A 16,114-nucleotide genomic window follows, 5' to 3' on the forward strand; every position below is an offset into this window, starting at 1 on the left:
AAAAGGCCTTATATATACCTCGAAGTTAATCTTTTTTGTACAAAATTCTTAAGTTCTAATATCTCATCTAAATTTTTTGGTCTTATGTTTCTATATTTTTGAAATTCCTTATTAGATATTTCTAAAAAAAAAATTTTCGAAATTGAAACAAAGCTAATTTTTTTTTTTAAAAACAAATCTACCAAAAAATCATTGATCGTAATTATGACAGTTTCAAATAGTGAGTTAAAGGGAGGTATTTTTTTCAAAATCTTGATTAAAGGAAATTTTTTTAGATCTGGTTCTTTTAAATTTAAATTATTTAATATCTTCAAATCAATATCCGAAGTTCTCTTAAAATATTTTTTATTTTGGTAAATTGAATTAAAAATTGGAATTTTCATGTCTGTATCGTGTAAAATAATTTTAGATACTGCATTATTAAACTTAACCATAGCATGTATATAAGAATTAGTATGAATTAAAATATTAATTTTATTTATATGAACTTCAAAAATGTTTCTTGCTTCAATTACTTCAAAAACTTTATTCATCATTGTTGCAGAGTCAATTGATATCTTTTTCCCCATTCTCCAATTTGGATGATTAATAGCATCTTTAATTTTTATATTAATAAATTTATTAATTGGTAATTTATAGAATGGTCCTCCTGATGCAGTAATATATAGCTTTTCAATATTTTTTTTATATTTCAATTTAATTGCAGACCATAATGAAAAATGCTCAGAGTCTATTGGAATAAATTGTGTATTATGTTTTTTCATTTCTTTTTCAAGAATATCCCATGCACAAATTAAAGACTCTTTATTTGCTATAGCAATATTTTTTGTATGTTTAATACAATTATATGTTGGCAGTAGACCTTCAATACCTGTAATCGCACACATAACGTAATCAACTTTATTTTTTAAAATTTTGTTTAAACTTTTAAAATCATTAAACAGGTTAAAGTTATTTTTATTTTTTTTTAATTTGTTGAACTTTTTCTTATCTGTAATTATCAAATTTTTTACATTCAATAGTTTGGCTTGGTTAATTAATTTTTTGTCATTTTGATTTGCAGTTAACAATATTATCTTAAATTTTTTTTTATCTTTTGAAATTATATCGATTAATGAACTGCCAATAGAACCAGTTGAACCCAATATTGCAATTTTTTTTATCATATAACTTTAAAAGTGGTATTCACAAAATATGCTACAGGTAATACAAAAATTAATCCATCAACTCTATCCAATAAACCACCATGTCCAGGCAATATTTTACCAGTATGTTTAACATTAGCTTTTCTCTTGAAATAAGAAACAAACAAATCCCCAATTTGACAAATTAAAGATAAAAATAAACTATAAATTAAAACTTCAAAAATATTATCGATTTTGTAATTTAAATTTTTTGAATAAATAAAAGTTATTTGAAAAAATAAGCACGGTAATAATGAAAAAATAAATGATCCAATGCTTCCAGAGATTGTTTTATTTGGACTTATTTTTGTTAATTTATATCCACCAATCAATTTACCAATTATATAACCGCCACTATCAGATGATATGACAACAAATATCACAAATAACAAAAAAGTAATTGAATAAGAATAAGATAACCAAGAAATTATAAAAAAGTAAATAAAATATAATAGAGTTAATAGTATAGAAAAATAATAAACTGAATTTCTTTTTATAAATATCTTCAGAATATTTAAAGATTCAAAAATACATATTATTGATGCGACAAAAACTAATAACAACCACAATAATTTACTCTGAAAAATTGAAAATAATAAGGTTGATAACAATATAATTGATGTAAAAATTCTTCTAAAAATATTTTTTGACATTAGATATTTCCAAAATTTCTTTTAATTTTTCTAAATTTATTTAATATTTTTAAATAATCTTTTTCATTAAAATCTGGCCACAATTTTTTTTCAAAAAAAATTTCAGCATACGCAAGCTGCCAAAGAAGAAAATTGCTTAATCGTTTTGTATTTCCAGTTCTTATGAGTAAATCTGGGTCAGGTATATTTTTGGTTAACAAATTTTGTGAAAAATTTTCTATTGTAATTTTTTTATTTGAATTTTTGATTTTTTTAATTGCATTAATTATTTCATATTTTGAACCATAATTTAATGCTAAATTGACTTGAAGCTCATCATTTTTGAATGTTGTTTTTTCTGCTTTTAAAAGTAAGTTATTTAACTTTTTGGAAAAATTTTTTCTTCCCAAAATTTTTAATTTAATATTTTTTTTATGAAATTTTACTAAGTTTTTATTTAAAAATTTTTCTAATAGTGAAAAAAGGTAGTTTATTTCTTTTTTTGGCCTTCGCCAATTTTCTGTAGAAAAAGCAAACAAAGTTAAATATTTAATTTTAAGATTCAAAGTTTGATTTATTATATCTTCGACAACATATAAACCAGCTTTGTGTCCTGCAATTCTTGAATTTTTATTATTTAATCCCCATCTTCCATTACCATCCATAATGATGGCTACATGATTTAGTGGGTTCATATTGTCATTATTTCTTTTTCTTTTGAAGAAACTTTTTCGTCCACTGATTTGATATGTTCATCAGTTATTGTTTGAATTAATTTTTCTTTAGATTTTTCATCATCTTCACCAATTTCCTTGGACTTTAATAATTTTTTTAGGTCTTCGTTTGCCTCTCTTCTAATATTTCTTATAGATACTTTGCATTTTTCACCAATTGATTTAATTATTTTTTTTAATTCATTTCTTCTTTCTTCATTTAATTCGGGTACTGGAAGTCTAATTAACTGGCCATCTATCTGAGGATTGAGGCCTAAATCAGATTTTTTAATTGCAGCATCTAATAAAGGTACATTGTTAGCATCCCATACTTGAATATTTATCATTCTAGGTTCAGGAGTTGTTATACTCCCAATTTGATTGATTGGCATTTGTTGTCCATATACGTCAACTTTAACTAAATCTAGCATTGCTGCATTGGCTCTACCTGTTCTAAGAGAAGCTAGTTCTTTAGAAAATACATCTATGGCCTTATCCATCTTTAAACCATAAGATTTCTCGTTAAACATTTACTCTCCTATTTTTATTCTAAAGAATTCCTTAATTTTTAAATCAGCTATAGAAAGTTCTTTCACAATATCTTGAACTTTTTTCTTAGGTTCCATAACCCATGCTTGAGTTAAAAGTGCATTTTCTTCTTTAAATTTATTCATTTTACCTAAACTTATTTTTTTAGCTATTTCCTCAGGTTTACCAGAATTCTTTAATTCCTCTGCAACAAGCTCTTGTTCTTTGTCAATTACTGTTTGTTCAATTAAATTTGTTTCAAGTGCTAAAGGATTTGAAGCTGCAATATGCATGGATAGTTGTTTACCAAATGACTTAACTGTATCTGATTTATCATTTGTATCAAGAGATACTAACACTGCTAATTTTGCTACATTATCTTTTACAACTGTATGCAAATAATGGTTATTGATACCACTTGTATTTTCAATAGTTTTAGATTTTCCAATTGTGATTTTTTCACCAATTTTTGCAATTAGAGCCACTAAATTATCATCTACACTTTGTCCATTTTTCATCACAGCTTTTTTTAATTCATCTTGATTAGAATTATGCTGGTTATTCAATTCACTCAATTCTTTAACAAAGCTTATAAAATCATCATTTTTTGCAACAAAGTCTGTTTCACAATTTACCTCAATCACAGAAGTTTTATTTTCATCACCGGATACTACTACAACTCCCTCTTTTGCATCTCTAGACATTTTTTTTGAAGCTTTTGATATTCCTTTAACTCTTAGAATTTCAATTGCTTTATCTAAATCACCACCAGACTCTTTTATTGCTAAATTACAATCTTTAAATCCAGCACCTGTTGCTTCTCTTAATTTTTTTACTTTTTCTATATCACTCATTTTAATTTAACTTTCCTTTTTCCTCGTTAGAGAATTTTTTTTCTAGTTTTTCTCTATCAATTTCTTGTATAGTTTTGTTTTTATCATCATTATTATCTAATTTTGCTTTTTCCTGCTTAGGCTCAGATGATTGAATTGAACTTTTTGCATTATTAATTGTTTCTTTAATTAAATTACAATATAGATCTATAGCTCTTCTTGCATCATCATTACCAGGAATTGGATAATCAATATAGTCTGGGTTAGAATTACTATCTAAAATAGCAATTATAGGAATACCTAATTTTGATGACTCAGCAATAGCTAATGACTCATAGTTAGTGTCTATTACAAAAACTAATTCTGGAACTTTTTTCATTTCTGCAATACCACCCAATGATCTTTGAAGTTTATCTTTTTTTACACTCATCTTAAGGAGTTCTTTTTTTGTAAAACCTCTATTTTCAGCAGCTAAATCAATTTCTAATTTTTTCAATTTTTTTATTGAATTAGATATTGTTCCCCAATTAGTTAGCATTCCTCCTAACCATCTGTAGTTCACAAAGTACTGATCCGTTTCTTTAGCAACTTCCGCTATAGCCTCTGATGCTTGTTTTTTAGTTGATACAAACAAAATTTTTCCGTTATTTGCTATTGTATTATAGACTTTTTCCAAAGCCACTTTAGTTAACTCAAGTGTTTGAGTTAAATCTATAATGTGAATTGAGTCTCTTTTTCCAAAAATATATTTCTTCATTTTTGGATTCCATCTCAAGGTTTTATGTCCAAGATGAACACCTGCTTCTAATAATTGTTGAATTGTAACGTTAGGTATTTTCATATTTATTCCCGGTTAAGCCACCACAGTAATTTCCAATTAAGGACCGGAGGTATAAAACCAACAACTGTGTGCGTGTTAATTTAATTTAATGGTTATTTACAAATATTTGTTAAAATTGACAAGTTTTATTTAACTAATTTCTGCTTGAATTTGCTGTTTTCTTAAAAGATTTAAAGATTTTCTGTCAAGATTCATTGGTTTTTTTAATTGAAAATTTAAAATTTGATCTTTTGTTGAGAGATTGAATTTTACTTGAGTTTTGCCATCTTCATTTAAAAATTTTGATATCTCTTGAATTTGTTCAATAGATTTAACACTAAATGATATTTCATTAATTGGACTATTAAATAAATCTTTTAAAGAAGCTATTTTTTGAACATTAATTCTTTTAAAACGGTTTTCATCGTTAGAAACATTTTTAACCAAAGTTAAAATCAATGAGTTACCTTCTTTTAAAATTTCTCTATTTAACTCCAACAAATCTGAAAAAATAAATATTTCAAATACACTATTTAAATCTGTTAACTTTAAAACAGCATATGCATTTCCTTTAGCAGTTTTTCTCTCTTGAACTTTAAGTAATGTTGCAGCTACATTAACATTTTCAGAATTATCATCTAATATGAATTTTGTATAATCATTGATTTTATAGTCTTCAAAAATTTCGATAAATTGATTTAACGGGTGATCAGATATAAAAAATCCAACTGATTCAAATTCTTTAGATAATCTCTCTTCAAATTTCCAATCATCTATTTTGGTTAATATATCTTCCTCTACTTCATTATTGTCGGAGAATAAATCAATTTGATTTGCTAATTTATTTTCAGCAATATTTTTATTTTTTAAAATTAAATTAGGTATAGAATTAAATATTGCTTGTCTATTTAAGTTTAAATTATCAAAAGCTCCTGCTTTTACTAATCCCTCTAATTGCAATTTATTTATATCTTTTGGATTAACTCTATTTATAAAATCATTAATAGACTCAAATTTTCCATTTAACTCTCTCTCTTTAACAATATTAGAAATTGCTTCATAGCCTACAGCTTTAATTCCACCTAATGCATAATAAAATTTTCCATCAATAGTTCTAAAATCGGCAAAACATTCATTTATATCTGGTCTAATTGTTTCAACATTAAGTCTTTTTAATTCTTCATAAAACTCACTTAATTTATTTTGATTAGAAATATCCATAGTCATTGATGCAGCAATAAACTCTTTAGGATAATAAGTTTTTAAATACGCAGTTTGATATGAAATTATTGCATAAGCTGCAGCATGACTTTTATTAAATCCATATTCTGCAAAAGGCTCAATTTTTAAAAATATTCCAGCTGCAACATCTTTTGCAATTCCATTTTTAACTGCTCCTGCAATAAATCCTTGTTTTTGTTTCTCTAGTTCTGCTCTCTTCTTTTTACCCATTGCTCTTCTTAAGAGATCAGCTTGTCCTGCTGTAAATCCAGATAATTTTTGAGCAATCTGCATTACTTGCTCTTGATAAATAATCACTCCATATGTAGGTTTTAAAATATCTTCCAATAATGGATGTAAATAATCTGGTTTTTGTTTGCCATGCTTGCAATCATTGTAAGTTGGTATGTTACTCATTGGACCTGGTCTATATAATGCCACCAATGCAATAATATCTTCAATATGATTTGGCTTCATGTGAAGCAAAGCTTCTCTCATTCCAGCACTTTCAATTTGAAACAAACCTACGGTTTTGCCAGATGATAATAGATCAAAAACTTTTTGATCATCAAAATCTATTTCTTCAATGTTAAATTTTTTATCTTTTTTTCTAACTAATTTTTGAGTGTTATTTATTACTGTTAATGTCTTTAACCCCAAGAAATCAAATTTTATTAAACCAGCATTTTCAGCTGAATACATATCAAACTGTGTTGAGGGTAAAAGCAAATCTGCAGAAGTATCTTTATATAAAGGCACTACTTCCGTTAATTTTTTATCTGCAATAACTACACCTGCAGCATGAGTAGCAACATTTCTATTTAGACCTTCTAATTTTAATGATAACTCTGTTAATTTTTTAACTCTGGTATCCTCGTTAATTAGCTTTTGTAATCTTGGCTCTCCAGCTATACATTGGGTTAAATTTTGAGGTCTAGAAGGATCAAAAGGTATCATTTTTGATATACTGTCAATAAACCCATAAGGTAATCCCATAACCCTACCAACGTCTCTGATCACCATACGTGCTTTAAGTTTACCGAATGTAATTATGTGTGCTACGCTATCTTTGTATTTTTTAGTTAAGTATTCAAAAACAAGATCTCTTTTATCCTCACAAAAATCTATATCAAAATCAGGCATAGAAATTCGGTCTGGATTTAAAAATCTCTCAAAAATTAAATTAAACTTAATTGGGTCAACATCAGTAATTGATATACACCAAGCAACCAATGATCCAGCACCTGAACCTCTACCAGGACCAACTGGTATATCATTTTCTTTAGCCCATTTTATATAATCAGATACAATTAAAAAATAACTCGAATATTTCATTTTAATAATTATTGAAAGTTCATGATCTAGTCTTTCTTTATAAAGAAGAAAATTTTTATCATTTTCAAGTACGCTATCTTTAACATTAAAAACTTTTAAAAATTTATCTCGCAGTCCTTCTAAAGAATATTTAGTTAAAAGATCATCTGCATTACCATCTTTATCAGTACTAATATTTGGCAATATAGGATTAGAGAATAATGGTCTAAAATTACATCTTAAAGGAAAGTTATAATTGTTTTCTAATGCCTCTGGTATATCAGCAAATAACTCAGTCATTTCAGAGTTAGTTTTTAAATAATGTTGATCGCTTAATTTTAATCTATTTTTTTCATTTATGTATGTTTTGTTACCAATACAAATTAAAGCATCGTGTGCTTCATGCATATCTTTTGATAAATAAAAAACTTCATTAGTAGCAATTATTGGTATTTCTAATTCTACAGATTGTTTTAGGTTAAATTTTTCAAACCCATTTTCATTTGCATCGTTATGACGTTGAATTTCTAAATAAAACCTATCTCCAAAAACATCTTTTATTTTTGAATAAATTTCATTTATTTCTGTAAATTTTCCTTTATCAAATAATTTTCCAAATAAACCTAAAACAGTACCTGAAAAAACCGAAACACCATCAGAACTTTTTAACAATTCATCAAAATTTACGTGTGGATCACTCAATTCATCATTTTCTAAATATGAATTAGAAGATAATTCAATAATGTTTTTATAACCTTTCTCATTCAAAGCAAATAGAGGTAACAATCCAGTTGTATCATTTAGTTTAAAATTAATTTGAGTGCCAATAATTGGCTGTGTTCCTGATTTAGAAATTTTTTCTGCAAATTCTAAAGCTCCAAATAAATTCGAAGTGTCACTTATTCCTAAAGATTTAATTTTGTTTGATTTGCAATATTCTTGTAAATCATCAATCTTGGCCGCACCTTCACATATAGAATATTGTGTATGGACTTTTAGATGATTAAAATTTTGATTTAATGACTCAGACATTAGATGATTTTATAATACCATCTCTCATCTCCAATAGGCAATCTGCCTTATTAGCAAAAAATCTATTGTGAGTTGCAAATATTATTAATCTATCTGATTTTTTTTGATTATATAAAAGTTTAAAAACTTCTTTTGCAGTATTCATATCCAAACTACCTGTTGGCTCATCCGCTAAGATTATTTCTGGATCATTTACAATGGCTCTTGCTATAGCTACTCTTTGAGCCTCTCCACCTGAAAGTTGAGAAGGAAAGTGATTTGATCTATTTGAAAGACCAATTTTTTTTAATAATTTTTTAGCCTTTGTACTTGCTAATTCTTTGTCATTATTGTTAGCAAGTGATGCTAAATAAATATTTTCTAAAGCAGTAAAGTCAGAAAGAAGATTGTTTTGTTGATAAACAATACCAATTTTTTTTGATCTAAAAATATCATTTTCTTCTGTATCATTAAAATTAATTTGATTTTGATTAAACATAATTTGACCTGATGAAGGTCTGTCTATTAAAGAAATTAAATTTAACAAAGTTGATTTTCCTGAACCAGATGGGCCCATGAGCGAATAAATTTTACCTTTTTCAAAATTTTGTGTCAAACCTTTTAAAACTCTAATCTTTTTTTCAGTCTCAAAACTTTTTGATATACTTTTTAATTCTAAATACTTACTCATATTTCAAAGATTTAATTGGATCTAACTTAGCCGCCTTAAATGCTGGAAAAATTGATACTAAAATAGTTATAAATATCGAGCAAACTGAGATCAAAATTATTGATGTCGGATTAATTTCAGAAGGCATCTTGCTTAAAAAATATATTTCTTCTGGAAATAAACTTATATTGAAAACTGAACTCAAAAATTGTCTAAAGTTTTCAATATAAATAGAAAAAGTTACACCTAAAAAAATTCCAAAAATTGTTGCAGAAGTACCAATTGTTACTCCAACTAAGAAAAAAATTTTAATTATTGATTTATTTAATACTCCAATTGATTTTAAGATAGCAATATCCCTTGTTTTGTTTTTCACTAAAATAGTTAATCCTGAAATAATATTAAATGCAGCAACAATTATTATTAATGACAAAATAATAAACATTACATTCCTTTCAACTTTTAAAGCAGAAAATAATGAACTATTCATATCTGCCCAACTAAAAACAAACTCATCATCAAAAACTTGTTTTACTATTAATTTTTGGGATTCAATATTATTTGGATTTTTCAGGTAAATTTCTAAATTTCTTTCGTTGGGATCATATCCAAAGAACTCTTCTAAAATATTAAGTTCAATAAATGCAATATTGTTATCAAACTCTGCTAAACCACTGTTAAAAATTGAATTAACTATAAAAGTTTTTTGTTTTGGCATACTGCCAATTATTGTTTGAACACCAGACGGTGACATTAAAGTCAATTCATCTCCTATTTCAAGATCTAGAGAAAAACTCAGTTCACTTCCAATTGATATGAAATTTTTATCAAATTGATTTAATTCACCTTTAAATTTTTCATTTGTTAATACCTCTAAATTTAAAAGATCATTGTATTTATAGCCTCGTAACACTATTCCTTTAGTATTATTGTTTTTTAGAATAATTGCCTCTCCTGAATTACTAAAAATAATATTCTTAGAGATTAACTTTAGTTTATTATTTATTTTATCTTCATCTATTGAAGTTGAAAAAGGTTTAACAGTAATATGTGAATTAAATCCTACAATTTTATTGATTAATTCGGTTCTAAAGCCGTTCATTACTGACATAACAATAATAAGAACAGCAACACCTAGACTTATTCCGATGAAAGAAAATATTGAAATAACATTTAAAAAGCCATCCTTTTTTCTAGCTTTTAAAAATCTTAAAGTAATTTCTTTTTCTAAAGTAGAAATCAAATTGAATTTTTTTGTTTATTTATAATTTCTATAATTTTGCTAAAAGGTAAGTTTTGAGTTTCACCACCTGTTTCTTTGAACTCTAATAAATCACCTTCACTCTTCTTTCCAATGATAATTTGATACGGAGCCCCAATTAAATTCATTTTTTTAATTTTGGATGAAAAATTTTCATCTGTGTCATCAATAAGAGCATCAATATTATTTTTTAATAACTCACTGTAAATATTATTGGCTTTAACAAGTGCTGAATTATCGTTTTTATTTATCATCGGTATCAAAGCAATATCATATGGAGCAACAGACAATGGCCATTTCATGATTTCATTTTTTTCATCATATTTTGCCTCTATTATTGCCCCAACTAGCCTTGATACACCAATTCCATAAGAACCCATTTTAACAAAATCTTTTTTTCCACCTGGTAAATCTACTGATGCATTCATAGGTTTTGAATATTTGTCGCCAAAATAAAATATGTGGCCTACCTCAATACCTTTTGTGATTAATTGATTTTCCTTTGAAACTATTTTTTCAAATTCATCTTTGTTAAACTTTTCATCTGTCACAGCATAAAATTGCTCATATTTTTTTCTCATTTCTTTTAACGAAGATTTTTCTAATTGAGTTTCATCACTATTTAAGTCAAAAATTCTTTTATCAGTAAAAATTTTACTTTCTCCCGTATCTGCTAAGATAATAAATTCATGAGATAAATTTCCTCCAATTGGGCCAGTGTCAGCAGCCATAGGTATTGCAGTTAGATCTAATCTGTTAAAAGTTTTTAAATATGAAAGAAAAAATTTATTATAAGAAAAAAAGGCTTCTTCATCTGATACATCGAATGAATAGGCATCTTTCATATAAAACTCTCTTCCCCTCATTATTCCAAATCTAGGTCTTATTTCATCTCTAAATTTCCATTGTATGTGGTACATAAGTTGGGGTAATGATTTATAAGATTTAATTGAAGATCTAAAAATTTCTGTTACTTGCTCTTCATTGGTAGGTCCATAAAGCATTTCTCTATTTTGACGATCAGTTATTCTAAGCATCTCCTCACCATAATCATCATATCGACCACTTTCTTTCCATATCTCACTAGATTGAATTGTAGGCATTAATATTTCTTGAGCTCCAATTTTATTTTGCTCTTCTCTAACAATTTGTTCTATTTTTTTCATTACCTTGAAGCCTAAAGGTAACCATGAGTATATTCCTGCAGAAGCTTGCTTAATCATACCAACTCTCAACATTAATTGATGAGATTTAATTTTCGCTTCAGAAGGATTATTTTTTAATATCGGAATAAATGAATTTGATAAAAGCATCTTAACTAATCATATTTCTTAAATTTAAATATTCAAATTTTATTAGTAAATAAATAATGATAAAAATTACAGTTGTTATACCAGTGCTATACAAGAATTTTTTCAACATTTTTGGGTTTTCAGGTGATCCTGGATCTTCCCCATCAATTTTTACTATTTTTGCTCTGTTTACATCAATAGGAAGTATAGCAAAGAAGACTATCCACCATATAATTACATAGATAATTGCTAAACCAGTTACACTCATTAAATTCTGACTAAGTTAATATTAGTGAAAGGTTTTTTACCCGTTCTTTCCTTAGAAAATTTCCTACAGGCAATTTTCAATGCATCAATTAAATTATGCTCTTGCTGCTTGCTTCCAATTTTAAATGTCCTAGATGTTTTTTCTATTTCTTCTTCTAGTCCATAAACAAATTCTTCTTTATCATCTACAGGCAAACCACGAAAAGAAAGCACAGGATTGTTATGAATATTTCCTTTAGGTGTTATCATTAAAGTTACTTCAAGATATCCATTTGCACTCAAATTTTTTCTATCTTTAATTGACTGTGAGTCTGGATCAACACTTACATTGCCATCTAAATATAATCGACCGCTTGGAGCTTTGTCATAAACTTCAGGCTGATTACCAGGATATAACTTAACTATATCACCATTTTCTACTTGTACAGGATATGGAACTTGCATTTCTTTTGCAAAATTTATGTGTTCTATCATGTGCCTATGTTCACCATGTACAGGTATTACACATTTAGGTTTAACCCATTGATACATTTCTTTTAAATCTTCTCTATTTGGATGACCAGAAACATGAACAAATTCAGTTTCTTCAGATATCACTTCTATACCATCTTTAACAAGTTGGTTGTGCAATTTATAAAGTTTTTTTTCATTTCCAGGTATAATTTTTGATGAAAATATCACAGCATCACCTTTTTCAATAAAAACATCAGGGTGTACATAACTAGAAATTCTCATCATGGCTCCCATTGGTTCTCCTTGGCTACCTGTGCAAAGATAAACTATTTTTTCTCTTGAGAAATTTTTAGCTTCACGAGGGTCAATTGGTTCAATTGTATTTTTTAAATATCCACATTGACGTGCAGCTTTGTAAATACGATGCATCGATCTTCCAACTAGTGAAATTTGTCTTCCTGTTTGCTCAGCACAATAAAATGCTGTCTCCATTCTTGCTACATTAGATGCAAATGAAGTAATTATAATTCTCTTTTTCAATCTCGACATTACATTTAACATATTTTTTCTGACATCAAGTTCAGATCCAGACTTGCCGGCACTAAAAACATTAGTAGAGTCACAGATCATTGCCAATACTCCTTCATCACCAATTTCTTTTAATCTCTTCTCATTTATATTTTCACCAATAAGTGGATTGGGATCTACTTTCCAATCTCCTGTATGTAAAATTACACCAGCTGGAGTTTTTATTCTTAAGCCATTAGGTTCTAAAATTGAATGAGTTAAAGTTATATATTCAATTTCAAATGGATCTAATGAAACAGTTCCATTCAATTCAACAATTTGTAAATCACTAGTAATATCTATTTGTTTTTCTCGAAACTTCTCTCTAATCAAAACTGCTGTAAATGGGGTAGCAAATATTTTACATCTTAATTTTGGCCATAAATGTGCAATTGCTCCAATGTGATCCTCATGTGCATGAGTTAAAACTATACCCAACAAGTTATCTTTTCTCTCAACAATAAATCCAGGATCAGGATAAATTAAATCAACACCTGGTATAGTGTCATCAGCAAAAGTTACACCAATGTCTATCATTATCCATTTATGATCGCTTGGTTGACCATAACCAAACAAATTCATGTTCATACCAATCTCACCAGATCCACCTAGTGGACAAAATAACAATTCATCTTTCATATTATTTTATTTGCTCAGAAATCTTTATTAGACCTTTAATTGTAATATCTTGGTTATGTTTAACTTTCGATTTTATTGAACTTGTAAATAAATCAGAAAATCCACCTGTCAATACAACTTTAAAGGATTTTCTTGTCTCTTTCTTAATTAAATTAATCATATTGTCAATTAAACCAGCATAACCCCAAAAAAAACCTGATCTAACAGCAGAAAGTGTGTTGCTACCTATTACTTTTTTCATACGTTTAAGCTCAATTTTTGGGATTAAAGTAGCTCTGTCTGACAAAGTATTAAGAGACAACTTAATACCAGGAGCTATTATTCCTCCCATATACGTATTTTTTATTAAAACATCAAATGTTGTAGCAGTACCAAAATCTAAAATTATATAATTATTTTTTTTATCCAATAAGCTTATGGCATTTGTAATTCTATCAGAGCCTACCTGCTTGTAATCAACTTTAATTTTAATCATTGATTTTAAATTCAAATTTTTTACTTCATTGCATTTAATTTTAGTGATTTTAGAAAAGTAGTTTTTTATAATTTTAAAAGTGTTTGGGACAACACTACAAAACAATATTTTTTCAATTTTATTTATTTGAATTTTATTTTTTTTAAATAAAATTTTTAATTGGTTATTACTTATTTTTTTTGAAATACAAGTAATTCTTTTTAAAATTTTATTCCTTTTGGAAACTAAAAAAATTTTAGTGTCGGTATTTCCTATGTCACCTAAAATATACATATTAATTAATTTATTTTATACATTTTTGATATTCTTTTTTCAAAAACTAGTTTCAAATTTTTTTCTAATTCAGATTTATTAATTTTTTTTCCTGTTATTCTATGCAAATTTGTAGATGGATAATTTTTAATATTTGGATTTTTTATTACATTAATTCCTATTCCTGTAATTAAAAATTTTTTATCTGATTTCGTTATAATTTCTTGTAAAATCCCACTAATTTTTTTTTTATTAATTAATAAATCGTTTGGTTTTTTAAAATTAATTTTATTTTTTATATATTTAGAGAGTGTTTGTTTAACTAAATTACAATTTAACTTTGTAACTCTTTCTATTGAGAATTTATTTTCATCAAAAGGATGAAAAAAAGAAGCAAATAAATTTCCTTTATATGAAATCCATTTTCTTCCATACTGACCTCGACCACTAAATTGTTTTTCAGCAACAACCATACCAAATTTATAGTTAGTTTTTTTTATTATTCTTGCAGCTGTATCGTTAGTACTTTTTATTATTTTAAAATTAAATTTCTTAAATTTCATTAAATAATATTAATTCTTGATACTACCTCAATTAATTGGCTTGGAAATATGAAGTATAAAAGAATTAATATTGTAGAAAAAGTTAATGAAAATTTTAACCATAAACTATGATCTGTATCATATTTATCTTTTTCTTTATCAAAGTACATAATTTTAATTATTCTTAAGTAATAGAAAGCTGCAACAACAGTAGATAACAATCCAACAATAGCTAAAAAATACATTGATTGTTCTAAAACTGCTTTGAAAACATAAAACTTAGCAAAAAATCCTGCTAATGGTGGTATCCCTGCCAATGAAAACAATATTACAAGTAAAGAAAGTGATAATAATGGATGATTTTTCGATAAACCAGATAAGTCATCAATATCTTCGTAATATTGATTATTTCTTTTAAGCATTAACAAACAAGAAAAAAGAGCCAAATTCATTACAACATAAATTGAAATATAAATTATTGAACTTTGAATTCCTTCATTAGAAGCAGTGGCAAGACCAGCCAATGTATATCCTATGTGTCCAATAGAGCTATAAGCAACTAGTCTTTTAATATTTGTTTGTCCAATTGCTGCAATTGCACCAAATAGCATTGAGGCAATAGATAAAAATACAATTATCATTTGCCATTGATCGATTAGATTTAAAAATGGAACATATAAAAATCTAATAAATACAGTTAACGCAGCGATTTTTGGTACCATTGTAAAAAATAAAGTTACTGTGGTTGGAGATCCTTCGTATACGTCTGGTGCCCACATATGGAATGGCACTGCTGAAATTTTGAATGCTAAACCTACTAAAATAAAAACTATCCCAAAAGTCAGTACATACTCATTTGAATTAAGTTGTATGGAAATTACATCAAAGTTTGTAGATCCTGAAAAACCATAAATTAGTGAACATCCATAAAGTAATAATCCTGATGATAATGCACTTAATACAAAATATTTTAAACCTGCTTCAGATGATTTTAGTTGATCTCTGTTATAAGTTGCTAAAACATATAAGGCTAATGATTGTAACTCTAGACCCATATAAAACACAATTAGATCATTGGAACTAATCATGACCATCATTCCTAGTACAGAACTCAAAATTAAAACTGGATATTCAATATTAAAAATTTTAAATATTTTTAAATAACTAGAAGAAATAACCAATACTAGAAAACCACCTAATAATGTAATGATCTTCATAAATGAAGACATCTTATCTATTACAACACTGCCATTAAACAAAATTTCTCTATTCACAGAGAAAGTTTCGTTAATAGTAATTATAGCAGCAATCAAAAATACAAATAAAGATAAGTTAAAAGTAATGCCTGAACTATTTTTTTTAAATACTCCCAATACAAGTAAAAACATTATTGATAATGAGATAAAAATTTCAGGTAAAATTAAATTTAAATTTTCCATG

At 26.7% G+C, this 16,114-nt stretch carries 15 protein-coding genes; all 15 read right to left on the bottom strand.

What is annotated here, in order from left to right:
* Window positions 1–8: 8 nt before the first annotated feature.
* Window positions 9–1,166: a 1-deoxy-D-xylulose-5-phosphate reductoisomerase gene (locus tag ACTTBK_RS02940; RefSeq protein ID WP_440618492.1), complete on the bottom strand. Its 1,158-nt coding sequence runs from the start codon at window positions 1,164–1,166 to the stop codon at window positions 9–11.
* Complete coding sequence (locus ACTTBK_RS02945; protein ID WP_440618493.1) at window positions 1,163–1,837, bottom strand: phosphatidate cytidylyltransferase; 675 nt, start codon at window positions 1,835–1,837, stop codon at window positions 1,163–1,165. Before ACTTBK_RS02945 ends, ACTTBK_RS02940 begins: the two co-directional genes overlap by 4 nt.
* Window positions 1,837–2,511, bottom strand: coding sequence for a polyprenyl diphosphate synthase (gene uppS, locus ACTTBK_RS02950; RefSeq protein ID WP_440618494.1), 675 nt, complete (start codon window positions 2,509–2,511; stop codon window positions 1,837–1,839). The genes ACTTBK_RS02945 and uppS overlap by 1 nt, the downstream gene beginning before the upstream one ends.
* Window positions 2,508–3,059 carry a ribosome recycling factor gene (gene frr, locus ACTTBK_RS02955; RefSeq protein WP_440618495.1) on the bottom strand — a complete coding sequence of 184 codons (552 nt, stop codon included), beginning with the start codon at window positions 3,057–3,059 and terminating at the stop codon, window positions 2,508–2,510. The genes uppS and frr overlap by 4 nt, the downstream gene beginning before the upstream one ends.
* The gene (gene tsf / locus ACTTBK_RS02960) at window positions 3,060–3,911 is read right to left on the bottom strand and encodes a translation elongation factor Ts (protein ID WP_440618496.1); all 852 of its coding nucleotides are present in this window, start codon (window positions 3,909–3,911) and stop codon (window positions 3,060–3,062) included.
* 1 nt (window position 3,912) lies between these two features.
* Window positions 3,913–4,731 (bottom strand): 30S ribosomal protein S2, encoded by an 819-nt coding sequence (gene rpsB / locus ACTTBK_RS02965; protein ID WP_440618497.1) that lies wholly within the window; start codon window positions 4,729–4,731, stop codon window positions 3,913–3,915.
* 129 nt (window positions 4,732–4,860) lie between these two features.
* Window positions 4,861–8,277 carry a DNA polymerase III subunit alpha gene (gene dnaE, locus ACTTBK_RS02970; protein WP_440618498.1) on the bottom strand — a complete coding sequence of 1,139 codons (3,417 nt, stop codon included), beginning with the start codon at window positions 8,275–8,277 and terminating at the stop codon, window positions 4,861–4,863.
* Complete coding sequence (locus ACTTBK_RS02975; RefSeq protein WP_440618499.1) at window positions 8,270–8,947, bottom strand: ABC transporter ATP-binding protein; 678 nt, start codon at window positions 8,945–8,947, stop codon at window positions 8,270–8,272. The genes dnaE and ACTTBK_RS02975 overlap by 8 nt, the downstream gene beginning before the upstream one ends.
* Window positions 8,940–10,169, bottom strand: coding sequence for a lipoprotein-releasing ABC transporter permease subunit (locus tag ACTTBK_RS02980; protein WP_440618500.1), 1,230 nt, complete (start codon window positions 10,167–10,169; stop codon window positions 8,940–8,942). The genes ACTTBK_RS02975 and ACTTBK_RS02980 overlap by 8 nt, the downstream gene beginning before the upstream one ends.
* Window positions 10,166–11,500, bottom strand: a complete 1,335-nt coding sequence (gene proS / locus ACTTBK_RS02985) for a proline--tRNA ligase (protein ID WP_440618501.1) — start codon at window positions 11,498–11,500, stop codon at window positions 10,166–10,168. The genes ACTTBK_RS02980 and proS overlap by 4 nt, the downstream gene beginning before the upstream one ends.
* A gap of 1 nt (window position 11,501) precedes the next feature.
* A complete protein-coding gene (locus ACTTBK_RS02990) occupies window positions 11,502–11,747 on the bottom strand; it encodes a DUF1467 family protein (protein WP_440618502.1) in 246 nt (81 codons plus the stop codon).
* On the bottom strand, window positions 11,747–13,405 hold the full coding sequence (locus ACTTBK_RS02995; RefSeq protein WP_440618503.1) for a ribonuclease J: 1,659 nt from the start codon (window positions 13,403–13,405) through the stop codon (window positions 11,747–11,749). The genes ACTTBK_RS02990 and ACTTBK_RS02995 overlap by 1 nt, the downstream gene beginning before the upstream one ends.
* A 1-nt stretch (window position 13,406) precedes the next feature.
* Entirely contained in the window at window positions 13,407–14,153 is a 747-nt protein-coding gene (locus tag ACTTBK_RS03000) for a type III pantothenate kinase (protein ID WP_440618504.1), read from the bottom strand.
* A gap of 5 nt (window positions 14,154–14,158) precedes the next feature.
* Window positions 14,159–14,695 (bottom strand): biotin--[acetyl-CoA-carboxylase] ligase, encoded by a 537-nt coding sequence (locus ACTTBK_RS03005; RefSeq protein ID WP_440618505.1) that lies wholly within the window; start codon window positions 14,693–14,695, stop codon window positions 14,159–14,161.
* Window positions 14,695–16,113, bottom strand: a complete 1,419-nt coding sequence (gene nuoN / locus ACTTBK_RS03010) for an NADH-quinone oxidoreductase subunit NuoN (RefSeq protein ID WP_440618506.1) — start codon at window positions 16,111–16,113, stop codon at window positions 14,695–14,697. The genes ACTTBK_RS03005 and nuoN overlap by 1 nt, the downstream gene beginning before the upstream one ends.
* Between the last annotated feature and the right edge of the window lies 1 nt (window position 16,114).

Origin of the sequence: Candidatus Pelagibacter sp. HIMB1493 (assembly GCF_052047995.1) — a bacterium.
Classification (GTDB): domain Bacteria; phylum Pseudomonadota; class Alphaproteobacteria; order Pelagibacterales; family Pelagibacteraceae; genus Pelagibacter.